The 24,187-nt window shown below is 72.1% G+C and carries 22 protein-coding genes; 13 read left to right on the plus strand and 9 right to left on the minus strand.

The genetic code is table 11. From position 1 onward, the window contains the following. Nucleotides 1–2: 2 nt before the first annotated feature. Complete coding sequence (locus AB0H12_RS09920; protein ID WP_499622225.1) at nucleotides 3–656, minus strand: copper homeostasis protein CutC; 654 nt, start codon at nucleotides 654–656, stop codon at nucleotides 3–5. Nucleotides 657–788: 132 nt separating this feature from the next. Here AB0H12_RS09920 and AB0H12_RS09925 point away from each other — a divergent pair, with 132 nt between their 5' ends. From AB0H12_RS09925 to AB0H12_RS09940, 4 genes are all read left to right on the plus strand, one after another. Beyond that, the gene (locus AB0H12_RS09925; protein ID WP_499622227.1) at nucleotides 789–986 is read left to right on the plus strand and encodes a hypothetical protein; all 198 of its coding nucleotides are present in this window, start codon (nucleotides 789–791) and stop codon (nucleotides 984–986) included. 183 nt (nucleotides 987–1,169) lie between these two features. Then, nucleotides 1,170–1,775 (plus strand): RNA polymerase sigma factor, encoded by a 606-nt coding sequence (locus AB0H12_RS09930; RefSeq protein ID WP_230569746.1) that lies wholly within the window; start codon nucleotides 1,170–1,172, stop codon nucleotides 1,773–1,775. 59 nt (nucleotides 1,776–1,834) lie between these two features. Next, nucleotides 1,835–2,257 (plus strand): carboxypeptidase regulatory-like domain-containing protein, encoded by a 423-nt coding sequence (locus AB0H12_RS09935; RefSeq protein ID WP_268997141.1) that lies wholly within the window; start codon nucleotides 1,835–1,837, stop codon nucleotides 2,255–2,257. Between the two features lie 298 nt (nucleotides 2,258–2,555). Continuing rightward, entirely contained in the window at nucleotides 2,556–5,318 is a 2,763-nt protein-coding gene (locus tag AB0H12_RS09940; RefSeq protein ID WP_499622228.1) for a CHAT domain-containing protein, read from the plus strand. A 46-nt stretch (nucleotides 5,319–5,364) separates the two neighbouring features. On the opposite strand, the gene AB0H12_RS09945 is transcribed toward AB0H12_RS09940, so the two are convergent. From AB0H12_RS09945 to AB0H12_RS09965, 5 genes are all read right to left on the minus strand, one after another. After that, complete coding sequence (locus AB0H12_RS09945) at nucleotides 5,365–6,162, minus strand: phosphodiesterase (protein WP_499622229.1); 798 nt, start codon at nucleotides 6,160–6,162, stop codon at nucleotides 5,365–5,367. Nucleotides 6,163–6,753: 591 nt separating this feature from the next. Further along, nucleotides 6,754–8,376 (minus strand): chaperonin GroEL, encoded by a 1,623-nt coding sequence (gene groL, locus AB0H12_RS09950; protein WP_499622528.1) that lies wholly within the window; start codon nucleotides 8,374–8,376, stop codon nucleotides 6,754–6,756. 216 nt (nucleotides 8,377–8,592) lie between these two features. After that, nucleotides 8,593–9,843, minus strand: coding sequence for a serine/threonine-protein kinase (locus AB0H12_RS09955; RefSeq protein ID WP_499622230.1), 1,251 nt, complete (start codon nucleotides 9,841–9,843; stop codon nucleotides 8,593–8,595). Nucleotides 9,844–9,966: 123 nt separating this feature from the next. Beyond that, nucleotides 9,967–10,173 carry a cold-shock protein gene (locus tag AB0H12_RS09960; protein WP_033432301.1) on the minus strand — a complete coding sequence of 69 codons (207 nt, stop codon included), beginning with the start codon at nucleotides 10,171–10,173 and terminating at the stop codon, nucleotides 9,967–9,969. Nucleotides 10,174–10,253: 80 nt separating this feature from the next. Further along, entirely contained in the window at nucleotides 10,254–10,898 is a 645-nt protein-coding gene (locus AB0H12_RS09965; RefSeq protein ID WP_230569741.1) for an AIM24 family protein, read from the minus strand. A gap of 54 nt (nucleotides 10,899–10,952) precedes the next feature. Here AB0H12_RS09965 and moeA point away from each other — a divergent pair, with 54 nt between their 5' ends. The 3 genes from moeA to pssA all read left to right on the plus strand — a co-directional run bounded on the left by moeA (nucleotide 10,953) and on the right by pssA (nucleotide 14,032). Beyond that, complete coding sequence (moeA, locus tag AB0H12_RS09970; RefSeq protein WP_499622232.1) at nucleotides 10,953–12,167, plus strand: molybdopterin molybdotransferase MoeA; 1,215 nt, start codon at nucleotides 10,953–10,955, stop codon at nucleotides 12,165–12,167. A gap of 175 nt (nucleotides 12,168–12,342) precedes the next feature. Then, nucleotides 12,343–13,056 (plus strand): phosphatidylserine decarboxylase, encoded by a 714-nt coding sequence (locus AB0H12_RS09975; protein ID WP_499622234.1) that lies wholly within the window; start codon nucleotides 12,343–12,345, stop codon nucleotides 13,054–13,056. A 4-nt stretch (nucleotides 13,057–13,060) separates the two neighbouring features. Then, complete coding sequence (pssA, locus tag AB0H12_RS09980; RefSeq protein WP_499622235.1) at nucleotides 13,061–14,032, plus strand: CDP-diacylglycerol--serine O-phosphatidyltransferase; 972 nt, start codon at nucleotides 13,061–13,063, stop codon at nucleotides 14,030–14,032. Between the two features lie 455 nt (nucleotides 14,033–14,487). On the opposite strand, the gene AB0H12_RS09985 is transcribed toward pssA, so the two are convergent. Further along, complete coding sequence (locus AB0H12_RS09985; protein WP_499622237.1) at nucleotides 14,488–15,069, minus strand: peptide deformylase; 582 nt, start codon at nucleotides 15,067–15,069, stop codon at nucleotides 14,488–14,490. 111 nt (nucleotides 15,070–15,180) lie between these two features. Between AB0H12_RS09985 and AB0H12_RS09990 the strand changes: the two genes are divergently transcribed. Beyond that, the gene (locus AB0H12_RS09990; protein ID WP_053715184.1) at nucleotides 15,181–15,477 is read left to right on the plus strand and encodes a DUF3263 domain-containing protein; all 297 of its coding nucleotides are present in this window, start codon (nucleotides 15,181–15,183) and stop codon (nucleotides 15,475–15,477) included. Further along, nucleotides 15,474–16,109, plus strand: coding sequence for a LytR C-terminal domain-containing protein (locus AB0H12_RS09995; RefSeq protein ID WP_499622238.1), 636 nt, complete (start codon nucleotides 15,474–15,476; stop codon nucleotides 16,107–16,109). The genes AB0H12_RS09990 and AB0H12_RS09995 overlap by 4 nt, the downstream gene beginning before the upstream one ends. A gap of 32 nt (nucleotides 16,110–16,141) precedes the next feature. Here AB0H12_RS09995 and AB0H12_RS10000 read toward each other — a convergent pair whose 3' ends face one another. Continuing rightward, entirely contained in the window at nucleotides 16,142–18,376 is a 2,235-nt protein-coding gene (locus AB0H12_RS10000) for an AAA family ATPase (RefSeq protein ID WP_499622240.1), read from the minus strand. Between the two features lie 593 nt (nucleotides 18,377–18,969). Then, complete coding sequence (locus tag AB0H12_RS10005; protein WP_499622242.1) at nucleotides 18,970–19,731, minus strand: hypothetical protein; 762 nt, start codon at nucleotides 19,729–19,731, stop codon at nucleotides 18,970–18,972. Between the two features lie 218 nt (nucleotides 19,732–19,949). Between AB0H12_RS10005 and thiC the strand changes: the two genes are divergently transcribed. Genes thiC through AB0H12_RS10025 form a run of 4 tightly spaced genes read left to right on the plus strand, consistent with a single transcriptional unit; the run spans nucleotide 19,950 to nucleotide 23,872 of the window. Continuing rightward, complete coding sequence (gene thiC / locus AB0H12_RS10010) at nucleotides 19,950–21,599, plus strand: phosphomethylpyrimidine synthase ThiC (RefSeq protein ID WP_499622243.1); 1,650 nt, start codon at nucleotides 19,950–19,952, stop codon at nucleotides 21,597–21,599. 34 nt (nucleotides 21,600–21,633) lie between these two features. After that, entirely contained in the window at nucleotides 21,634–22,437 is an 804-nt protein-coding gene (thiD, locus tag AB0H12_RS10015; protein WP_499622244.1) for a bifunctional hydroxymethylpyrimidine kinase/phosphomethylpyrimidine kinase, read from the plus strand. A gap of 10 nt (nucleotides 22,438–22,447) precedes the next feature. Next, nucleotides 22,448–23,266 (plus strand): class I SAM-dependent methyltransferase, encoded by an 819-nt coding sequence (locus tag AB0H12_RS10020; RefSeq protein ID WP_499622246.1) that lies wholly within the window; start codon nucleotides 22,448–22,450, stop codon nucleotides 23,264–23,266. A gap of 45 nt (nucleotides 23,267–23,311) precedes the next feature. Next, entirely contained in the window at nucleotides 23,312–23,872 is a 561-nt protein-coding gene (locus tag AB0H12_RS10025) for a VanZ family protein (protein ID WP_499622247.1), read from the plus strand. Nucleotides 23,873–24,187: the final 315 nt, after the last annotated feature.

Genomic DNA, 24,187 nt, shown 5'->3' on the forward strand with positions numbered 1-24,187 from the left:
GTCTAGACCAAGCTCGCCCAGGTCCGGACGGCGCCGGCGGAGACCGGGGCGTCCCACCCGCCTGGCCGCACCGCGCTGCCGACGTGGAACCCCGTGACGCCGACGGCCTTCAGCGGCGCGACGTGCTCGACCTCGAGCCCGCCGCCGACCAGCAGGCGCACCGCGCCCTGCCGCGCGGCCAACCGCTCCAGCACGGCCAGGCCGTCGCCGACCCCGCGCGCGCTGCCGGCCGCGAGCACCGTGTCGCAGCCCAGTCCGCCGACGACGGCCCACGCCGCCTCGGGGTCCGCCGAGTTGTCCAGCGCGCGGTGGAACGTCCACGCGCAACCGTCCAACTCGGCGACCAGCGCCGCGCACGCCGCCTCGTCCACCCACCCGTCGGCGTCGAGGAAGCCGAGCACGAACTCCGCCGCGCCCGCCTCGCGCAGCGCCGCCGCGTCGCGCCGCAGCCCGTCCAGGTCGCCGGGCGCGAAACCGGGCGCGTCGCGCAGCATGACCCGGACCGGCAGGTCGGTCGCGGAGAGCACGTCCCGCAGCACCGTGACCGGCGGCGTCAGCCCGTCCGCGGCCATGTCGACGGTGAGTTCCAGCCGGTGCGCGCCGCCGGCCTGCGCGGCCTCGGCGTCGGCGGCGTCCAGTGCGATGACCTCAAGCATGGTCTGGACCATAGCTCTCCGCGCCGGGCCGCAGGCGACATCAGTGAACTGTTAAAACGACGCGATGTATCTCGCGTAGAACTACTCACTCCTTACCTGATGACCGGTCCTCACCCCGACTGAGGAGGCCGCATGACCGCCAATCCGCCTGGCGTCGACGAACTGGATCCCGTGGAGCTGGAGAAGCAGTTCGCGGGTGACGAGGAGCCGGTCGACGAGCTCGACCCGAAGCAGGACCTGAACGAGGTGCCACCGGTGACGCCGGCCGGCCACCACCAGACGCACAGCGAACCGGTGGACGCCGACAGCGCGCCAGTGGCAGGCAACTGAACCTCTGGGGGAGGAAGGGTGGCAGTCGGTCGGCTTCGAGGGGTGCCGATCGGAGGTCGCCCGCAATTGGGGGGAGGCGGTCCGCGGTGCGAGGGGGGCATCGCGGACCGCCGCCGCGCCGGTGGCGGCACGGGTGTGTGACGATCAGCTTCGGCTGGGGGACGCCGAGAAGGAGGTGACGACGTGGGAGAACTGCGCACAGCCGGTGAGCGCCCACCGTGGGAGGGGCTCGACGGGACGGACCGGCACGCGGCCTGTGTCGTCGCCGCCCGCGACGGGGACCGCAGGGCCCTGGACGTGCTGGTCGCCGACCTGACGCCACTGGTGTGGCACGTCGCCCGAGGACACGGACTGGACCGCAGCACCGCGGAGGACGTGGTGCAGACGGTCTGGCTCGCGCTGCTGCGGCACCTCGACCGGCTGGTCGAGCCGCGCGCGCTGGCCGGGTGGCTCGTCGTCGCGACGCGCCGCGAGGCCCAACGGACCTGGACACCGGCTCGCCGTGAAGCGGCGCTGAGCGACGAGCTGGCGGACCAACTGGAAAGCGAGTACGGCCTGCCCGAGGACGCCGCCCTGGTCGACGACCGGGACCACCGGCTGTGGCGGGCGTTCGGCCGTCTGTCGCAGAAGTGCCAGGAACTTCTGCGGCTCACCGTGCTGGCCGGCCGGGCGGAGTACCGCGCGGTCGCCGAAGCACTGTCCATGCCGCGCGGCAGCATCGGCCCCACCCGGGGTCGGTGCCTGACCATGTTGCGCACACATCTCGACGCGGAAGGAGGATCGCGGTGAACGACATCGACCCGCGCGATGACCGCAGAGGCCAAGAGGACACCGCTGTCCTCACTGAACTGAACCGCCTGGTGTACGAGTTGGACGCACCCCCACCGGGGCTCGTCGAACGGATCCAGTTCGCGGTGGCACTGGAGAACCTGGACGTCGAGGTGGCCCGCTGGGAACGCGCGGGCTCGTTCGCGGGCGTGCGCGGCGGCAGCCCCGGCACCATCACGTTCACCGTGGACAACCTGACGTTGATGGTGAACTTCACCTCCATCGGCGCACGGCACCGCATCGACGGCTGGCTCGTGCCCGCGGGTGAGCACACCGTCGAGGTGCGGGTGGCCGAGCACGAGTCGAGCACCACCAAGGCCGACGACGGTGGCCGGTTCGTGCTGTCCGACGTGCCCGCCGGCACCACGCAGATCGTGGTCCACCTGGTGAACTCGCGCGGCGAGCCGGGGCGGACGGTCGTGACACCGACGATCATGTTGTAGGAACGGTTCCGCCAGACAGCTGCGGGGACGGCGTCACGGTGGGTCGACCGGTGGTGCTCTCACGGAGAGTGACCCGATCGGCGCACGGATAGCATCCACAAGACGGCTTCTCGGACACGTTCTGTGTGCTGGCATTAAGGACGTGTCCGTGTCTCGTGCAGCCTCACCGGTCTCCTCTCGCACTTCGAACGATGTCGAAGCAGCGGCTGACCTGCACAAAAAGGCGTTCCGAGCGGCGTCGGGGGGACGGCCGGCCGAAGCGGTGACGCTCCTGCGCCGCGCGCTGCGTGCACTGCCCGTGATTTCACCGAACGCCGAAGCGACCACGGTCCGCATCCGGATCCTGATCACGCTGTCGTACGGCGAGGCGGAGACGGACTCGGTCGAGGACGGCTTGGCGCGCCTGCGCACGGCGGGCGAGCTGATCGCCACGCTGCCCGAGGGCCCGGACGCGGTCGGCCTGCGCGCGATCGTGAAGGACCAGGAGGCCCTGATCCTCCACCGGGCCGGCCGGACCGCCGAGGCCATCGCGCTGTACGACGAGTCGGTGCGCGAGCTGGAGGCCGGGTGGGCGTCCGGCGCGGTCGGCGCGGCGACGTTGTCGACGGCCCTGGTGAACCGCGGGTTGACCACCATCGCGTTCGGCCTGCCGGAGGCGGCGGAGCGGGACGTGCGCCGGGCGATCGAGCTGGCCGAGGCCGAGGACCTGCCGCTGATGAAGGCGAAGGCGCTGGGGAACCTCGGCGACATCGCCCACCTGACGGGTGACGTTCCCCGCGCGTTGGCGTACCACGAGCAGGCCGAACGCGTGTTCCGGCTGCTGGCGCCGGACTTGGTGGCCCGGACCCAGATCGACCGGGCGCGCGTGATGCTGGCGGCGGGGTTGGCCGACGAGGCGGCCGGGCACCTGGACGAGGCGCTGGTCGTGCTGCGCCGGCGGCGCGTCGGCCAGGACCTGGCGGAGGCCGAACTGGCCCGCGCGGCGGCGGCCCTGCTGCAGAACGACCCGACCACCGCGCGTCAACTGGCGGAGCAGGCCCAACGCCGGTTCCGCCGACGTGGCAGCAAGTCGTGGGCCGAGTTGGCGGCGTTGATGCGCATGAGGGCCGAGTTCGCCTCCGCCACTCGACCCCCCAACGCCGCAGCCGGCCACGACACCTCCAGCACCGGACCAGCCTCCGGCGCCGCGCCCACGTCCGGCACCGGCTCGGCCCCCACCTGGCCCATCAGCGCCGCCGCCCCTGCCCCGCCCTCCCCGAGCGGCATCCCCACCCCCGTCCCGGCCTCTCCTAGCGGCATCCCCACCCCCGTCCCGGCCTCTCCTAGCGGCATCCCCACCCCCGTCCCGGCCTCTCCGAGCGGCATCCCCACCCCCGTCCCGGCCTCTCCGAGCGGCATCCCCGCCCTCGCCCCCACCGGCCCGTTCGTGCCCGCGCAGGAGCGATCCGCGGCACTGCCCACCCGAACCTCCGCCCGGGTCACGCCGGCCCGCGCGACGCGGCTGGCCGAGCGGTTGACCGCGGTCGGGCTGACCGACGAGGCCTCCGTCGCCAGGCTCCTCGCCGTGCGGATGGCGATCCGGCGCGGCGACACCAAGGCCGCGCGCACGTTGCTGGACCAGGTGCCGGCGCCGGGGCCCATCACCCCGATCGACCACCGGATGCTGCGGCGGCTGTGCCGTGCCGAGCTGGCCGTGGCCGTCGGCGAGCCGGGGCCCGCGTTGCGCGAAGCGGAGGAGGGCCTGGCCGAGCTCGGCCGCGTCCGTGATCGGATGGGTGGTCTGGACCTACTCTGCGGCACCGCCGTGCACGGCCGTGAGCTGGGCGAACTCGCCGTCGGGCTGGTGCTGGAGCACGACGGCGACGCCGAGGCGACGTTCGACTGGCTGGAGCGCACGCGCGCGCAGGTGTACCGGTACGAGCCGTTGCCGGCGATCGACGACCCGGTGTTGGCGCGGCGGGTGGCGCAGTCGCGGTCGTTGTCGCGGGCCGTGCAGCAGGCGCGGTTGGACGGTCGGCCGGTGGCCGAGCTGGAGGCCCGGCTGGACGCGTTGCAGCGCGAGGTGGCGCGGCTCGGGTGGCACACGAGCGTGTGGGGCCGGCCGCGGCCGGTGCGCGGGGTGGCGGAGGTGCGTGCCGCCTTGGGTGATCGCGCGTTGGTGAGCTTCGTGACTCACGGTGACGTGCTGTCGGCCGTGGTGCTGGTGGCGGGTGAGGCGAAGCTCGTGCGGCTGGGGCGTACGGCGCAGGTGTTCGAGTCGGCGCGGCAGTTGCACGCCGATGTCGACGTGCTCGGGCCGGACCACCTGTCGCCGCTGCTCGCGGCGGCGGTGGCGGCGTCGGCGGCGCGGCGGGCGGAGCGGTTGGACGAGGCGCTGTTCGGGCCGCTCGGCGGGTTGATCGGTGAGCGCGAGCTGGTCGTCGTGCCGACCGGCGACCTGTACGCGGTGCCGTGGAACACCCTGCCGTCGCTGCACGGTCGCCCGATCGTGGTCGCCCCTTCGGCGACCGCGTGGCTGAACGCGATGTCGGCCCGGACGTCGGCGACGCGAGTCGTGCTGGTCGCCGGGCCGAACCTGCCCGAGGTGGTCGGGGAGGTGAGCGACCTGCGCGGCACGTACCCCGATGCCGTGATGGCGGAAGCGGTGAGTGACGTCCTGGCCGCGTTGGACGGCGCCCGCTTGGCGCACATCGCGGCGCACGGCGAGCACGTCGCCGACAACGCCCTGTTCTCGCGCCTGGAGCTGGCCGACGGCCCGCTGTTCGCCCACGACACCGCCCGCCTCCGAACCACACCCGAACAAGTGATCCTGGCGGCGTGTTCGCTCGCGCTGAGTCACATCCGGCCGGGCGACGAGGCGTTGGGTTTCGCGGGCGCGCTGCTGGCGAGCGGCTCGCGCACCGTCGTCGCCGCGGTCAACCAGGTCGGCGACCGGGCCGCCGCGATGACCATGGGCACGTTCCACAAGCTCCTCGCGGACGGCAAACCGGTGTCCCACGCCCTCGCCGAAGCCATCGCCGCGGACCCTCTACGTCGCCCATTCGTGTGTTTTGGAGCCTGAACTTTCTGCCACCACCACCCCACCCGAGCAGGCGAATTCCTCCACTTCAGAACGCCCCGATCACCGCCCCCGCATCACTGACCGCAACCGTGTGCGTGGCGAACCCTGACTCGGTCGCGACGTGCAACAGGAACCCGGTCGGCTCCGCGAGGTACCCGATCTGGCGGTCGGCGCGGAGGGTCAGCGACGTCTGGCGGTAGGTGCTGGGCGCGACGGCCACCGCCGTGCCCGCGAACGGCACGCTGATCGCCCGGTGCACGTGCCCGGCCAGGACGCGGGCGACGTTGCCGTGCCGGGCGAGGACCGCACCCAGCGCCGGCCCGTCGTCCAGCCGCATGCCGTCGAGGAACGGAACGCCGACCGCCACCGGCGGGTGGTGCAGGCAGACGAAGGCCGGCACGTCGGGCCGCTGGGCGAGCACGTCGTCCAGCCACGACAACTGCTCGTCACCGACGTGCCCGGCCGGACTGCTCGCCACCCAGGAGTCGAGCGCGACCACCGTGAACCCCGGATGCGCGACCGCGTAGTGCGTCGACGACCCGCCGCCGAGGAACGACGATCCCCCGAACACCTCGAGCAGCGCCGCCGGGTTGTCGTGGTTGCCGGTGGTCAGGTGCAGCGGCAACGGGAACGCCCCGATCACCTCACGCAACTGCGAATACGCCTCGACCCGCCCGTGCTCGGTGAGGTCGCCGGTGATCACCACGCAGTCCGGCCGGGGATCCAAGGCGAGCACCCTCCCCAACGCGCGGTGCAACGACGCGGCCGGTTCGGCAGCCAACGCATCGGTCCGCAGGTGCGGGTCGCTCAAGTGCGCGATGAGCACGTGGTCAGCTCCAGTCATCGAGTCCGGGCGAGCGGTGTCGGGCGAGCGGTGTCGGGCGAGCGGTGTCGGGCGAGCGGTGTCGGGCGAGCGGTGTGCGGGTCTGGCTCCGGACCGGCTGGCCTCGGTGGTTGGGGTTCGGGCTGAGACCGGGACAGGGATGAGCGGCTGAGCGGCTTGGCGGGCGCTGGGCTTGGCGGGCGCTCGACTGGGCGGGCGCTCGGGGAGGAGATGCGGTGTCGGGGGCTGGTGAGCGGTGAGGCGGGCGGAGCGAGTTCGGCGGTGGCCGAGTCGGCGTCGGCCGGGGGCAGGTTGGGCGGTGGGGATGAGTACGGCGTGGAAGCGGGGTGGGCGGTGGAGGCGGGTGGGTGGGTGGGTGGGTGGGTGGGTGGTTCGGGGTTCCGTCTGGTTTAACCGAGGGACGATAACGGTGTTTCCGTACACTTCTTGGTTGATCTCACCCGGTCGTGTGACCCATTGACCCCGTTGCCCTGGTGATCCGTGCCTCCATCCCACCAGCACCCCGGCACGGCGAAGGGCCCGGTTCGCCAGAGGCGAACCGGGCCCTTCGTGACTTCAGCCGATCGAACCTGGGTCAGGTGACCCGGTCGATCAGAAGTCCATGCCGCCGCCCTCGGGCATGGCGGGCGCGGCGCCGGCCTTCTCGGGCTTGTCCGCCACCACGGCCTCCGTGGTGAGGAACAGCGCGGCGATCGACGCGGCGTTCTGCAGCGCCGAACGCGTGACCTTCGTCGGGTCCGGCACGCCGGCCGCCAGCAGGTCCTCGTACACACCGGTCGCGGCGTTGAGGCCGTGGCCGACGGGCAGGCCCTTGACCTTCTCCACGACGACACCACCCTCGAGGCCGGCGTTGACGGCGATCTGCTTCAACGGCGCCTCGACGGCGACCTTGACGATGTTCGCGCCGGTCGCCTCGTCACCCTCGAGGTTCAGGCCCTGGAACGCGATCTCGGCGGCCTGCAGCAGCGCGACGCCACCACCGGCGACGATGCCCTCCTCGACGGCGGCCTTCGCGTTGCGGACGGCGTCCTCGATGCGGTGCTTGCGCTCCTTGAGCTCCACCTCGGTGGCGGCGCCGGCCTTGATCACCGCGACACCGCCGGCGAGCTTCGCCAGGCGCTCCTGCAGCTTCTCGCGGTCGTAGTCGGAGTCCGACTTCTCGATCTCGGCGCGGATCTGGTTCACGCGACCCTGGATCTGCTCGGGGTCACCCGCACCCTCGACGACCGTGGTCTCGTCCTTGGTCACGGTGACCTTGCGCGCCTTGCCCAGCAGCGACAGGTCGGCGTTCTCCAGCTTGAGGCCGACGTCCTCGGTGATGACCTGGCCACCGGTGAGGATCGCGATGTCCTGCAGGATCGCCTTGCGGCGGTCGCCGAAGCCGGGCGCCTTGACGGCGACGGACTTGAACGTGCCGCGGATCTTGTTGACGACCAGCGTGGCCAGGGCCTCGCCCTCGACGTCCTCGGAGATGATCAGCAGCGGCTTGCCGCCCTGCATGACCTTCTCCAGCAGCGGGAGCAGGTCCTTCACCGACGAGATCTTCGAGCCGTAGAGCAGGATGTACGGGTCCTCGAGGACCGCTTCCTGGCGCTCGGGGTCGGTCACGAAGTAACCGGAGATGTAACCCTTGTCGAAGCGCATGCCCTCGGTGAGCTCGAGCTCGAGCCCGAGAGCGTTGCTCTCCTCGACGGTGATGACACCTTCCTTGCCGACCTTGTCCATCGCCTCGGCGATGAGCTCGCCGATGGTCGAGTCGCCCGCGGAGATGGACGCCGTGGCGGCGATCTGCTCCTTGGTCTCGACCTCCTTGGCGGTCTTCAGCAGCTGCTCGGTCACGGCCTCGACGGCCTTCTCGATGCCGCGCTTGAGGCCGAGCGGGTTGGCGCCCGCGGCCACGTTGCGCAGGCCCTCGCGGACCAGAGCCTGGGCGAGCACGGTGGCGGTCGTGGTGCCGTCACCCGCGACGTCGTCCGTCTTCTTCGCCACTTCCTTGACGAGCTCGGCCCCGATCTTCTCCCACGGGTCCTCGAGCTCGATCTCCTTGGCGATGGAGACGCCGTCGTTGGTGATGGTCGGCGCGCCCCACTTCTTCTCGAGCACGACGTTGCGGCCCTTGGGGCCGAGCGTCACCTTGACGGCGTCGGCGAGAATGTTCATCCCACGCTCGAGACCGCGGCGGGCATCCTCGTCGAACGCGATCATCTTGGCCATTGCGGTGTGTTCCTCCGCCTGATTACGAATGGGGCCACTGCGGACGCGCGCCCGCAGCGGAACACGGTGCTTCGGCCAGGCTCGGTGCCCGCGACGGACGACCAGCCCCCAACAGGGGACGGGCCTCACCGTCCCAGCCTGCGTGTTGGCACTCAGGTGTTCCGAGTGCCAACACCGTGTTTAGCACTCGACGGAGGAGAGTGCAAGAAGAGCTGGTCAGCGGGACGTGCGGACGGGCACGCTGGTGGGCAGCGGTTTCTTGCTCGTCGTGCCCCCGACCTCGATGGATCGGCTCGTGCCGCTGTCGCCGCCGTTGCCGCTGGGTCGCGGAGGTTCATCCTTCGGCGTGAGGATCACCACGAGGATGACGATGAGCACGATCGCGACCACGCCGGCGAGCACGGGCGCGAACCACGCCGGCCGCGACTTGGCGGACGTGGTGAACGCGCTCGCGCCGACCTGAGCGGGCGGACGCAGCCGCACGGGCTCGTGCAGGAACCCCGGGGGCTGTTGCTGCTGGTAGGGCTGCTGCCGGTACGGGCCGCCCGGTTGCTGGGCCACGGGCACGCCGCCGGTCTGCGGACCCATCGGCACCGCGCCGGAGTCCGTGCGACGGGGCGGCGGAGCCCCCTGGGGCGCGCCCTGCAGCGCGACGCGCGCCGCGGCGATCAGCTCCACGCACGAGCTGTATCGCTGGTTCGGGTCCTTCGAGGTGCCCTTGCGCAGCACGTCGTCGATGGCGGGCGGCAGCGACACCATCGAAGTCAACGGCGGGATCTCCGCGCCGAGGTGCCCCTGGATGACGTCCTGCACACCGCCCTGGAACGGCGGACGCCCGGACAGGCAGGCGAACACCATGCACGCGAGCGCGTACTGGTCGGTGCGGCCGTCGAGCGGTTCGCCGCGCAGGTGCTCGGGCGCGGCGTAGGTGGGTGAGCCGAGGAAGTCGCCGGTGCGGGTGCGGTGCCCGGTGGCGCCGCGCCGGGTGAGGCCGAAGTCGGCGAGGTAGACGTGCTCGCCCGCGGCTTCCTTGGTCGTGACCAGCACGTTGGCCGGTTTCACGTCGAGGTGGACCAGGCCCTTGCCGTGCAGCATGTCGAGCGCTTCGGCGACCTGGCCGAGCAGCGTCAGGGTGCGCGCGGGCGAGAGCGGGCCGTCCTTGATGTGACTGGCGAGGTCCTGGCCGTCGACCAGCCGCATGGCGATGTAGAGCAGCCCGTCGACCTCGTCGAAGTCGTAGAGCGGCACGATGTTGGCGTGGTCGATCGCCGAGGTGTTGCGCGCCTCGTCGACGAACCGCTCCCGGAACTCGGCGTCCGCGGTGAGGTGCTCGCCGATGACCTTCAGGGCGACCTTGCGACCGAGCCTGACGTCCGTGGCCTTGTAGGTCACGCTCATGCCACCGCGGCCGAGCACCCCGTCGATCCGGTAGTGGCCCAGCCGTCGCCCGCTCAGGTCCTCCGACACGCGACGGAGCCTAACGTCCGCGTACAGGGACTCACACGGGGTTCCCGGCAAACGGAGCAAACGGGCCGCCGGAGGCGCCCGGGGAAGGACGCCCGACCCGCCGGGTGACGGGTCGGGCGGAGGTCACGATGCCTTCCGCACGTCCGATGCCTGGCTGCGGCCGTCGCGCCCTGCCTGGATCTCGAACTCCACGCGGTCGCCCTCGGCCAGCGTCCGGAAGCCTTCCATCTGGATCGCCGAGTAGTGCACGAACACATCGGGCCCGCCGTCGGCGGCGATGAATCCGTACCCCTTCTCCGAGTTGAACCACTTGACCGTGCCGACAGCCAAGACGTCCTCCTTCGAGAAATACCTTGAGCAAACCGCCACGCTAGAGGCACGAGGGGGTTCGCCGATACCTCCTTATGGAGTCATGAGCGTGCGCTGAATCCGTTGTCGCGCAACCAACTGACGAGTCCGCGCGGGCTGCGGGTCCGGGTGAGCACCAGACCGGGTCCGGCGAAGTCGAGGACGAGTCCTTCGCCATTCCGCACGGATTGGGGCGCGTCGGGGGAAACGGCGCGCAGCCGGCACTGCACGGTGTCGGCGAACGCGACCACGTGGCCGCCGGCGAGGGTGACCAGTTCGCCGGGTTCGAGGGTGACGACGTCGAGCGTGCCGTAGCAGCTGAGCACGACGGGCCCGGTGCCGAACGCGTAGGTGAGGAAGCCGTGGTCGCCGCCGTGCAGCGCGCGTACGGGCGGCGCGGACGGGTCGAGGCGGGCGGTGGCGGCGCAGGCGAGCCAGCTGTCGCGGGAGACGCACCAGCCGGTCGTGGCGTCGAGTTCGAGCACGTGGAGGTCGCCGGGCAGGGGCGGCGCGACGTCCACCCAGCCGCCTTCGGGGCCGGCGGTGCACAGCGCGGCGCTGACGCCGGGCGACTTGGTGCGGCCGTCGACGGTGATGCCGTAGCTGGTCGCGAGCACCGAGGAGCGCTCGACCACCACCGGTTCACCGGGTGCCAGGACGAGTCGGGCCACCCCGAACGTGGGGGTGTGGCGGGTCCGGACCTGCAACTTTCCCCCTGTCGTGATCAGCCGGTTGGAGCAGTCTGCCACGGGCCCGGCAGGATGGGGCGCGTGTCGAACACGCTGACCCGAGTCGCTGATCACAAGGCCCGCGTCGCCGGGCTGGTCGGGGCGATGCCGGTGGTGCACTCGCCCGTGGCCGACTGCCTGGGCCTGGTGCTCGCCGAGGACCTGGTCGCGACGGTGCCGTTGCCGCCGTTCGACAACTCGGCGATGGACGGTTACGCGGTGCGTTCGGCCGACGTGGCGTCGGTCCCGGTGGAGTTGCCGGTGGTGGAGGACATCCCGGCGGGGCGGCCGGCGTCGGCGCCGCTGGCGGCGGGCACGGCGCACCGGATCATGACGGGCGCGCCGGTGCCGGCGGGTGCGGACGCCGTCGTGCAGGTGGAGTGGACCGACGGCGGCACGTCGGTGGTGCGGGTCGACCGGCCGGTGGCGGTGGGTCAGAACGTGCGGCGGATGGCGGACGACGTGGCCGTGGGCACGACGGTGCTGCGCGCGGGCGTGGCGCTCGGTCCGGCGCAGCTGGGGTTGGCGGCGGCGCTGGGCTTCGGCTCGTTGCCGGTGCGGCGCAGGCCTCGGGTGCTGGTGCTGTCGACGGGGTCGGAGCTGGTCGGGCCCGGTGTGGCGCTGGAGCCGGGGCAGATCTACGAGTCGAACGGCGTGATGCTGGCCGCGGCGGTGCGCGAGGCGGGCGGCGAGGCCGAGCTGCTGCGGTTCGTGCCGGACGACGTGGAGCAGTTCCACGCGGCGATCGCGCCGCGGCTGGCGTCGGTGGACCTGCTGCTCACGTCCGGTGGCGTGAGCGCGGGGGCGTACGAGGTGGTGAAGGACGCGTTCACCGGGCGCGGCGTGGAGTTCACGAAGGTCGCGATGCAGCCGGGCGGGCCGCAGGGCGCGGGGCGCTACCAGGGGGTGGCGGTGGCGACGCTGCCCGGGAACCCGGTGAGCGCGCACGTGTCGTTCGAGGTGTTCATCCGGCCGGCGCTGCGTGCCGCGATGGGGTTCGCCCGGGTGGAGCGGCCGATGGCGGCGGCCAGGTTGAGCGCGCCGCTCACGTCGCCGGCGGGGCGCACGCAGTTCCGGCGGGGCGCGTACGACCCGGAGTCGGGGCGCGTGGTGACGCCCGTCGGCGGGCCGGGCTCGCACCTGCTGTCGGCCTTGGCGGTCAGCGACTGCCTGATCGAGGTGCCGGAGGACGTCACGGAGCTCGCGGAGGGCACCGAGGTGACGGTGCGCCTCCTGCACGGAGAGTGACGTCGATCTGACGCTGCGCCATTGATCACCCCTGTGACGCGGCTTACACTGGGAGTGATCGCGGTTCCGGCCGGTCCGTGCGTTCGTCGGGGGACGCACGGGCGGGCCGGACGCGGGCCGGCCGAGCCGCGTAGCGTGTGGCGGGCCGGAAGCACTGCCCTGACACGGAAGAGCCATGACCCTCGATCGCGACAAGCACAGTGGTGCCGTCTCCCACTTCCTCGAGCTCGCCCGGGGGATCGTCCCCCCGATGCACCCCGCGGGCCGTCCCTTCGTGGCGGGCGCCGCCCTCGCGACACTGCTGCTGCGCCGCTACTCCAAGCGCGCCGGTGTCGTCGGCGGCCTGCTGACCGCGTGGGTCGCGTGGTTCTTCCGCGAGCCCGAGCGGACCACGCCCACCCGGCCCGGCGTCGCGGTCGCACCGGCCGACGGCACCGTGTCGCACGTGGTCGAGGCCGTGCCGCCCGCCGAACTCGGGCTCGGCTCCACGCCGATGACCCGGATCAGCGTGTTCCTGTCGGTGTTCGACGTGCACGTGCAGCGGGTGCCCGTGCCCGGCCTGGTGCGGCAGGTGTCGTACCGGCCCGGGAAGTTCCTGTCCGCCGACCTGGACAAGGCGAGCGAGGACAACGAGCGCAACACGGTGTGGCTGACCACGCCGTCCGGGCACGACGTGGTGGTCGTGCAGATCGCGGGCCTGGTGGCGCGGCGGATCGTGTGCGAGGTCGTCGAGGGCGACAAGGTGGCGGTCGGGCAGACCTACGGCCTGATCCGGTTCGGCTCGCGGGTCGACCTGTACGTGCCGACCGGCAGCCGCGTGCTGGTGGAGGCCGGGCAGCGCACGATCGGCGGCGAGACCGTGCTGGCCGAGCTCCCCGCGGAGGGCTGAGCGGATGGCTCCCAGCGGGCCGGGGATCAGGCTGCTGCCGAACGCCATCACGGTCCTCGCGATGTGCGCGGGGCTGTCGGCCGTGCACTTCGCGATCGGCGGGTTCTACGGGGCGGCGATCGGCTCGATCGCGGCGGCGGCCGTGTTCGACGGGTTGGACGGGCGGATCGCCCGGTTGCTCGACGCGACCAGCAAGATGGGCGCGGAGCTCGACTCGCTGGCGGACGCGATCTCGTTCGGCGTCGCGCCCGCGTTGGTGATCTACGTGTGGAAGTTCGACCCGGGTCGCGAGGGCTGGGTCGTCGCGTTGATCTTCGCGGTGTGCATGGTGCTGCGGTTGGCGCGGTTCAACACGCTGCTGGAGGTCGAGCAGCCGCCGTTCGCGAAGGAGTTCTTCGTCGGCGTGCCCGCGCCGGCGGGCGGCTTGTTGCTGCTGCTGCCGTTGATCCTGGACGAGCAGCTCGGCCGGCCCGGGTGGTGGTCCAGCCCGGCGGTCGTCGCGGTGTGGACCGTGGGCATCGCGATGCTGCTGGTGAGCCGGATCCCGACGCTGTCCGTGAAGACGATCAAGGTGCCGCCGCGCTTCGTCGCGCCGTTGCTGGTGCTGGTCGGGCTGCTGGCGGCGGCGGTGATCACGTTCCCGTTGGTGGCGTTGATCGCGGCGATGCTGGTGTACCTCGCGCACCTGCCGTACTCGGTGCGCCGGTACCGGTGGTTGTCGAAGCACCCGGAGGCGTGGTCGGTGCCGGCGGCGGATCGGCGGGCGATCAAGCGGGCCCACGGCGTGGCGGCGCGGCGGTTGGGGTTGCGGCAGCCGTTGGGCGGTCGGGTGGCGGGTGCGGCGATGCGCGCCGTGCGGCGGCCTCGGCGGACGGTCGACCCGACCCAGGTGGCGGCGGAGGCCAACGGTCAGGCAAGGCCGGGCAAGCGACGGGGCTGGCGACAGATCGGCTTGCGCCGCCATGATCGACCCTAGGCCGGCGCACTAGGCCTGACCTAGCGTTTCACCTCGTCACCGCGTCCACGATCGAGTGATCTTCCGACCGACCGTGAACCACAACGCCGTTATCGCCACCCTGGAACGTCGGTTGAAACAACGAGGACCGCGACCAACCCCCGCCCCTCGCCCACCAACCCGACACCCCCACAACGACCCGCCCACCTCACCGAGCCGCTCTCACCGAGCCGCTCCACCCAACCCCCGCACAACGGACCCGCAGCGGACCCACCGAGGCCCGATGTGACATGGGTTCGGGTGCCACAGGCTGCCCGGCTTTGGCCTGCCTGTGGCACCCGTAAGGGCCCCATGTCACATCGAGCCGGACCCAACCCGCCCCGCGCCACCCAACCCGTCGCCTCGTACCGCCCCGGCGCACCCCTCGCACCGCCCCGTCGCGCTCCCCGCGCCGAACCCCTCAGACCCGACCCGCCCTAGTCCTCGTCGTCCGCGAACGGATCCTCCGACGTCGCCGGATCCCACGACAACCCGGGCACGCCCCACCCGTTGGCCTTGAGCATCTTCTTCGCCGCACGCTTGTGCCGCCCCACCAGCCGGTCCAGGTAGATGATCCCGTCGAGGTGATCGGTCTCGTGCTGCAGGCAGCGCGCGAAGAACCCGGTGCCCTCGACCTCGACGGGCTTGCCGTCACCGTCGAACCCGGTCACCTTCGCCCACGACGCCCGCCCCGTCGGGTACGTCTCGCCCGGCGCCGACAGGCAGCCCTCGAAATCGTCGTCCGGGTCCGGCATCCCCAGCGGCACGTCCGACGTCACCAACGTCGGGTTCACCACCACACCCCGGTGCCGCACACCCTCGTCGTCCGGGCAGTCGTAGACGAACAACCGCAGGTCGACCCCGATCTGGTTGGCCGCCAGGCCGACACCGTGCGCCGCCGCCATCGTCTCGTACATGTCGTCGATCAACGTGCGCAGCGACTCGTCGAACACCTCGACCGGCCGGGTCGGGTTGTGGAGCACGGGTTCTCCGGCGATCCGGATGGGGTGAACTGCCATGGCGTGCAGCCTAACGGCGCGTCGGATCGGACGCGCCGACCGATGAGCCACTCCCCGCGAAGATCACGTGATGTAATGGCACCCACGCACGGGACACGGCTGAGGAGCCAGATGGACGCCGCAGAGGCACTGGCGCCGGCGGAGGGGCCGGACGACGGTTTGAACGACCGGGAACGCGAGATCCTGGCCTTCGAACGCCAGTGGTGGAAGTACGCGGGTGCGAAGGAACAGGCCGTCAAGGAGCTGTTCGACATGTCCGCGACGCGCTACTACCAGCTGCTCAACGCGTTGATCGAGAAGGAAGAGGCGTTGGCCGCCGATCCGATGTTGATCAAGAGACTGCGCAGGTCCCGCTCCGGCAGGCAACGCGCCCGCGCGGCGAAGCGGCTGGGCGTCGAGCGCCGATGACGAACCCGGAACAGCCGACCGGGCCCGCGCACCCGGCACGAGCCGCGGGCTACGCGCTGCTCGGCGTGGCCGTGATCGCCTTGGTGGTCGGCCTCGTCAGCCTGTTCACCGGCGACCCGGACGACAACCCGCCCGCGGCCCAGTCGACGCCGCCGTCGGCGACTTCGGGCACGTCGGACGGCTCCGAGACGTCGTCCGCGCCCACCGAGCCGACCACCCCGCCGCCGTCGTCGGAGACGTCGCCGCCTGCCGGCACGACCGCGCCCACGACGTCCGCCGACCCCGGCGCCACCACCACGGACACCCCGCCGCCGCCCGTGACCACGACGCCCAAGGTCCCGGTGCGCATCTACAACAACAGCACCACCCAGGGCCTGGCCGCCCGCGCGTCGGACGACGTCGTGAGCGCCGGCTGGGAGGTCGCCGAGAAGGGCAACTACTCCCAGGGCACGATCTGGACCACCACGGTCTACTTCCGGCCCGGCACCGACGAGGAAGCCTCGGCGCGCGAACTGGCCCGCCTCCTCAACGCCCGGGTCGAGCCCCGGTTCGACGGCATCCAGAACGCGCAGCCGGGCATCATCGTGATCGTCACCAACGACTACAAGGGTCCGTCCAAGAAGGTCTCCTGAGCCCTTGGCCGCTCAGCCCCAACCCCTAGCCGCTAGCGCTCGCGCGACTTGGCGTAGGCGGCGAGGGTCGCGAGCTGGGCCGGGTCCAACGACGGCCGGACCGCTTCACGCGCCGACGCGAGGTGCGCGCCCGTCACCTCCGCCGCCGACAGCGACTCGCGCATCGCGGTCAACGCGGCCTCGCGGATCAACGCCGCGCAGTCCGCCGCCGAGTACCCGTCCAACTCCTCGGCCAACGCGTCCAGGTCCACGTCCGACCCCAACGGCGTGTTCCGCGACGACGCCCGCAGGATCTCGGCGCGCGCCTCGGCGTCCGGCGGCGGCACGTACACGAGGCGCTCCAACCGGCCCGGCCGCAGCAGCGCGGGGTCGACCAGCTCGGGCCGGTTCGTCGCGCCGAGCACGATGACGTCGCGCAGCGGCTCGACCCCGTCCAGCTCGGTGAGCAGCGCGGCGACCACCCGGTCCGACACACCGGAGTCGGACGACTGGCCGCGCCGGGGCGCCAGTGCGTCGACCTCGTCCAGGAACACCATCGCGGGCGCCGCCTCGGCCGCGCGCCGGAACAGCTCGCGGACCGCGCGTTCGGACTCGCCGACGAACTTGTCCATCAGCTCCGCGCCCTTGACCGACAGCACGTTGAGCCGACCGGTGCCCGCCAACGCGCGCACCAGGAACGTCTTGCCGCACCCCGGAGGCCCGTAGAGCAGGAGGCCGCGCGGCGGCGCGACGCCGAGTCGGGCGAAGGAATCCGGGTACTGCAACGGCCACAGCGCGGCCTCGGTGAGGGCCTGCTTCACCTCGGTCATGTCGCCGACGTCGTCCAGCGTCAGCCCGCCGGTCCGCAAGGTGTCCGAAGTGGACATCGAGATCGGCCGGACGATGTCCAGCGCTTCCACCAGATCCGCCTGCCCGACGCGCGGCTCGTCCGCGTCGCGCTGCCGCAGCGCGGCCCGCAGTGCCGCCTCGCGGCGCAACGCCACCAGGTCCGCGGCGACGAAACCGGGCGTCCGGTCCGCGATCACGCCGAGGTCCACATCGGACTCGACGGGCACGTCGCGCAGCAGGACCCGCAGCAGCTCGGTCCGCACCTTGCCGTCGGGCAGCGGCAGCACGAGTTCCCGGTCGACCAGCTCGGGCACCCTCAGCCGGGGGTCGATCGCCTCCGGGTGCGCGCTGGTGACCACCAACGCGACGCCGTCGGGCCGTGCGCGCAACGAGTCCAGCACGACGGTCGCCACCGGCGGCGCCGAGGCCGCGGGCAGCAACGCCTCGACGTCGGTCAGCACCAGCACGGACGGCGCCTGCGACTGGGCCCGGGCGAGGGCGTCGGCGATCCGCTGCGCCGCCGCGTTCGCCTCCAGCACGGCGATGCTGGGCGCGGCGACCTCGACCACCGTGGCTTCGGCGCCCTGCGCGACGGCCCGCACGAACGTCGCCTTGCCGACGCCCTCGGGTCCGCTGACCAGCGCCGCCAGCCGGGGTGCGGCGCCGAGCCGTGCCAGCAACTCCGGGTGGCTGAACGTCAGGTCGAACCACTCCGCCAACCGCTTCGCGGCCTCCTGCTGCCCGACGAGGTCCGCCACCGGCACCGCGGGAGTCGTGACCTCGACCTCCGACAGCGCGCTCACCCCTGCGGTTGCTTCCGCGGTCACGCTCATGGTCGTCGTGCCGCCGCCTCCCGACACGACGGCGGGCGCGTCACCCGTGCGTGCGCCGTCACGCCAGCCGACGACCGTCGACGGCTGCACGGCGACCGGCCCGGCCGGGTCGGCGGAGGTGATGGTGAGCAGTTCGTTGGTCCACGTCATGCCGATGGCGTTGGACAGCTTGCGCCGCGTGGCGCTCACGTCGGAGCCGGGTGGTGGGGCGAGGTCCTGCGGGAGCAGGGAGACGGCGTCGCCGACGGTCAGCACCTTGCCGGTCAGCGCCATGCGCAGCGTTTCGGGGGTGAGCGACGTGCTGGCCAACCGCGATCCGGCCACCGTGACGGAACGTGCGGCGGCGACGTCCACCGGGGCCACCACGACCTCCGAGCCTTCCACCACGCCCAGGTTCGACAGGGTCACGTCGTCGACCAGCACCACGCCGGGCGGGCCGTCGCCGGCGGTCGCGGCGGCCAGGGCGGCGCTCACCCGGGCGCCGGTCAGCCGCACCGCGTCCCACGCGCGCAGGCCCAACGCGTCCAGCACCTCCGGGTGCAGGCGGACCACGCCGCGGCGGGTGTCCAGGGCCGACGGGGACAGGCGGGCGGTCAGCGTGATCACGGGGTGAGCGTAGTTGGGGTGGGCGGTCGGGGGCGCGGGGTCGGGCAGGGTCGGCTCAGGTGCCGGGCTTCGCGCAGGTGGTGGACCGGATCGGGGTGACGGGGGGATCGGGGTGACGGGGGGATCGGGGTGACGGGCGGGATCGGGTGCGGCCGGGCGAGGCGGCTCCGAGCAGGGAGGTGGGCCGGGACGGCCGTGCGCGGCCGATTCTCCGGACGGCGGACGGCGGGAGTGCTGGGCTCGCGGTAGGGGGCGCGGTGCCGTGGCGGCTGTGCGATGCGGGTCAGGTGGCCGAGGTGGCGGCTGGGTGGTGTGGGGCGGGGGTTGGTTGCGGCCTCGTTGTTCAACCGACGTTTCAGGGTGGCGGTAACGGCGTTTTTGTTCATGGCTTTGCGAGGATCACTCCGATGGGTGACGGGCGTGGCCGGTGGCGGCGGCGTTCGGGTTGTCGGTCCTGTTGACCGCCTCCGAGGTGGCCGATCTCGTTCCTGCCGCGAATCCCGCCCGCCAACGCAGGCCGCGGCACGTCGTTGCTGTTCGCGCCGGCCTGGGCGGCCGTGGACACCGCGTGGCACCTCGTGCTGGTCGGCGCCCTAGACCGGGTCGGCGGCCGGCTCGCCCGGGCCGGGGTTCGGCGCACCCTGGACCGCGTCTGCGGTGGCGTGCTGGTCGCGCTGGGCCTTCGCCTGGTGGTCGACGCGCGGTGAGCGCTCGGGACGGCGCCAGGGCAGTTCCGGGTACGACGCCAGCTCGACGTGGGTGGTGCAGCCGGCCAGGTCGGCGTACGCGCCGGCGAGCACCGCGGCCCTGATCCGCCGCACCTGCCCCACCGTCGGCAACTCCCCCACCAGCAGGAACGGCACCAGCAGCCGCCACGCGCCGACGGTCGCCGCACGGGCGCGGTGCGGTGCGCGCAACGTCGCCCTGGCCACGCGCAACGCGTGCTCGCCCGCGTCGATGGCCCGCGGGTACCCGGCGTGGTCCCACGACCAGCGCAGGCCGTCGGCCATGGCGCAGCGGACGCAGTCGGCGGGCCCGGTGGCCAACTCCTCGCCGCACTGGCTGCACGCGAGCAGGGTCATCGCCCAGTCGGTGCACGTCCACGGGTGCCTGCCCACCTCGTCGGCCAGCACGAGCTCGGCCAGCTCGCGCTCGCCCGCGCCGCCCTCGGCGAGCTGTTCGGCGGCCAGCAGCTCCTGCCAGTCCAGCAGCCAGTACTGGTCGACGAGCTCCGCGCAGAACCGGCACGCCGGGTAGCCGCGGCCCGCGAGGTCGCCGCACGACGGGCACGGCGAGACGGCGGCGGGGCGGGCCACGCGCCGGGCGCCGGGCGGGAACGGCTGGTGATCAGCCACGCGGAGAAAGGTACGCGCAAACGGTGGCGCTTGGCATCCGCACCTTGGCATCCGCACCGGGCCGTGGCTATGGTCAGGCCGACAGCTCGACACACAACAACTCAAAACACGCGGGAGCTCGCGCCACAGCGGGCTGAGAGGGCGGCTGGAGCGCAACGGCTCCGGCGCCGCCGACCGCCTGAACCTGACCGGGTAATGCCGGCGTAGGGAGGACTGTCGTGACGGCACTTGACGACCGTTCGGTCAAGCCGAGCGTCACCACCGGGCCGATCTCGGGCTCGCACAAGGTCTACCGCGAGGTGGACGAAGGTGTGCGGGTCCCGTTCCGCCGGGTGGAGCTGACCAACGGCGATCACGTCGACCTGTACGACACTTCCGGTCCGTATACCGACGACAACGCGACCATCGACGTCCACAGTGGACTTCCGAAGCTCCGTGCGGACTGGATCGCCCGGCGCGAGCCGGTCGGCGGGGCGGTGACCCAGCTGGCGTACGCCAAGGCGGGGATCATCACGCCGGAGATGCGGTTCGTGGCGGCGCGCGAGAGCATGAGCCCGGAGTTCGTCCGGGACGAGGTGGCGATCGGCCGGGCGGTCATCCCGCTCAACCGCAACCACCCCGAGGCCGAGCCGATGATCATCGGCAAGAAGTTCCTGGTGAAGGTCAACGCGAACATCGGCAACTCGGCCGTGACCTCCTCGATCGAGGAGGAGGTGGAGAAGATGGTGTGGGCGTCGCGGTGGGGCGCCGACACCATCATGGACCTGTCCACGGGCAAGCGGATCCACGCGACCCGCGAGTGGATCATGCGCAACTCGCCGGTGCCGATCGGCACGGTGCCGATCTACCAGGCGTTGGAGAAGGTGGACGGCGATCCGGCGAAGCTGTCGTGGGAGGTCTACCGCGACACCGTGATCGAGCAGGCCGAGCAGGGCGTCGACTACATGACGGTGCACGCGGGCGTGCTGCTGCGGTACGTGCCGCTGACCGCTCGCCGCGTGACCGGCATCGTGTCGCGCGGCGGGTCGATCATGGCCGCGTGGTGCCTGGCGCACCACAAGGAGAGCTTCCTCTACACGCACTTCGAGGAGCTGTGCGAGATCCTGCGCGCGTACGACGTCACGTTCTCGCTGGGTGACGGCCTGCGGCCGGGTTCGATCGCGGACGCCAACGACGAGGCGCAGTTCGCCGAGCTGCGGACGCTGGGCGAGTTGACGCACATCGCCCGGTCGCACGACGTGCAGGTGATGATCGAGGGCCCCGGTCACGTGCCGATGCACAAGATCGCGGAGAACGTGCGGCTGGAGGAGGAGTGGTGCGGTGAGGCGCCGTTCTACACCCTCGGGCCGCTGGCCACGGACATCGCGCCCGCGTACGACCACATCACCTCCGCGATCGGGGCGGCGCAGATCGGCTGGCTGGGCACGGCGATGCTCTGCTACGTCACGCCGAAGGAGCACCTCGGCCTGCCGAACCGGGACGACGTGAAGACCGGCGTGATCACGTACAAGATCGCGGCGCACTCGGCCGACCTGGCCAAGGGCCACCCGGGCGTGCAGGACTGGGACGACGCGCTGTCGAAGGCGCGGTTCGAGTTCCGGTGGGAGGACCAGTTCAACCTGTCGCTGGACCCGGACACGGCGCGGTCGTTCCACGACGAGACGCTGCCCGCGGCGCCCGCGAAGACGGCGCACTTCTGCTCGATGTGCGGGCCGAAGTTCTGCTCGATGAAGATCACCCAGGACGTGCGGCGGTACGCGGAGGAGCGCGGTCTGTCCACTGTGGAGGCGATCGAGGCGGGCATGTCGGAGAAGTCCCACGAGTTCACCGACCACGGGGCCAAGGTGTACCTGCCGGTGGTCGACTGATGGGGTCATGCCTGATCCCGGCCGGGGTGCGCTGATGGCCGCCACGCCACCGAGGGTCCTCACCATCGCCGGATCGGATTCCGGCGGTGGTGCGGGCCTGCAGGCCGACCTGCGGACGTTGTTCGCGTGCGGCGTGCACGGGATGACGGCGGTCACGGCGGTGACCGTGCAGAACTCGCTGGGCGTCACCGGGTACACCGAGGTGCCGCCGGAGGTGGTGGCCGCGCAGATCGAGGCGGTGGCCACGGACATCGGGGTGGACGCGGCGAAGACGGGGATGCTGGCGTCGGCGGCGATCATCGAGGCGGTCGCGGCGGCGGTGGACCGGGTCGACGTCGGGCCGTTCGTGGTCGACCCGGTGGCCGCGTCGATGCACGGGCAGCAGTTGCTGGCCGACGACGCGCTGGACGCGTTGCGGACGCTGCTGTTCCCCAGGGCGACGCTGGTGACGCCGAACCTCGACGAGGTGCGGCTGCTCACCGGCATCGAGGTGCGCAGCCGTGCGGACCAGCGCAAAGCCGCCGAGGCGCTGCACGCGATGGGCCCGCGGTGGGTGCTGGTCAAGGGCGGGCACCTGTGGGACGACCCCGAGTGCCTCGACGTGCTGTACGACGGCGCGGAGTTCGTCGAGCTGCTCGGGCCGCGCTACGACGTGAAGCACACGCACGGCAGCGGTGACACGCTCGCGTCGGCGATCGCGTCGCAACTCGCGCGGGGCGCGGACGTGCCGACGGCGGTGCGGTTCGGCAAGGATTTCATCGTCCGCTCGGTGGCCGCCGCGTACCCGTTGGGCGGCGGGGTCGGTCCCGTGTCGCCGCTGTGGCGGTTGGAGGGCTAACGTCGAGGGGGTGAAGGTCGACCTGACCGGCGCCCCCGAGACGATGCTGGCGACGCTGTACGCGCGGGCGCTCGACGCCCGCGCTCAGCGCCCGATCCTCGGCGACACGGCGGCGCTCGACGCCGTGTCGCGCATCGAGTACGACTTCCCCCGGACCGGCGTCACCGCGTCGACGGCGGCGGGGGTCGCCATGCGCGCGAAGCTGCTGGACGACTGGACCGCCGAGTTCCTGGCCCGGCACCCGTCCGCGACCGTGCTGCACCTGGCGTGCGGGCTGGACACCCGGGCGCAGCGGATGGCTTTCGGGTCGGGCGTGCGGTGGGTGGACGTCGACTTGCCGGCGGTCGCCGCGCTGCGGGAACGGCTGCTGGACGTGCCGGCCGGGGACTACCGGTTGGTGCACGCGTCCGTCACGGACGACGGGTGGTGGGACGAGGTGCCGGCGGACCGGCCCGTGGTCGCCGTGTTCGAGGGCCTGACCATGTACCTGACCGGGGACGAGGTGCGGGGGCTCGTGCGGCGGGTCGCGGGGCGGTTCGGCGGGCGGTTCGGGGGTGAGCTGCTGTTCGACGTGTACGGGTCGTTCGGGATCAGGTTGCAGAGGTTCGTGCCGGCCGTGCGGCGGGCGGGGGCGACGCTGCACTGGGGGTTGGACGACCCCGCCGTGGTCGAGGGCTGGCACGACGGGGTGAGGTGCGTGGACGCGGTGCGGTCGGTCGAGTTGCCGCAGATCGCCGCGGAGCCGTGGTCGGGGCGTGTGCCGATGTGGGTCATGGCGCGGTTGCCGAAGGTCAGGGACGTGGGTCGGGTGCTGCGGTACCGGTTCTAAGGTTGCTCTAAGCCACCGCAGTGGAACTCATGCGTCTTGTATGGCATGAGCGCACTTCAGGACGCTTACGTGGCCGAGCTGGTGCTGAGCCAGCCGGAGGCGGTGGCGGCGTTGTTCGCGGGGTCGGTGTTCTTGGGCGCGGTCGGTTTCGTGGTGGCGCGGCGGCGTGGGTGGGCGGCGTTGCCCGCCGTGCTGGCCGGGTGCGGGATGGCGTTGGCGCTGGCGGTGACCTTGGCGCGGCCGGGCGGGTCGTTCTCGGTCGCCACGACCGACCCGATCGGGATGTGCGTCGCCAACGAGTTCTCGATGGCGGGGTCGTTGGCGCGGCTGAACCTGCTGATGCTGGCGCCGTTCGCGTTCTTCGCCACGCTCGCGACGCGGCGGCCGTTCGCGGTGCTCGGCGTGGCGGCGGCGTTCAGCGGGGCGGTGGAGTTCGTGCAGGCGTTGACCGCGATCGGGGTGTGCGAGGCGCAGGACTTCATCAACAACACCGTGGGCGCGTTCTTCGCCGTGCTGGTGGCGTGGCTGCTCACGGTGGCCGCGGGCAGCTCGCGGCCGGCATCGCGAGTCGGTCGATCTTCAGCCGCGGCGGCCCGTTTGCCTTGAAAGCGGGAGACGGGCAACCGTCCGGGGGTTCAGATCCCTCCACTCCCGCAGGTCAGAGGGGGCGTGACAGTCCTTCGCAGGTCGGTCACACCCCTCCGTGTAGCAACGGGTGTAGCAACGCTTCCAGCCTGCTGGTTGTCGTGGTCCTCACGACGAACACCCGCCCGCTTCAGCCGGCTTGAAGCCGACTTGCGCCACTCGCGTTGATGCGCCAGCGAACCATCTCACTGCTGCAGCCGCATTTTCGCACCACTTGTCAGCTCCATGAGATCAAGCGCGGAGCTCGGTGCACGTGGTCGGGAGGCGGCGCGCTGG

Source organism: Actinosynnema sp. NPDC023794 (assembly GCF_040639675.1).
In the GTDB taxonomy this organism is placed as follows: Bacteria; Actinomycetota; Actinomycetes; order Mycobacteriales; family Pseudonocardiaceae; genus Actinosynnema; species Actinosynnema luteola.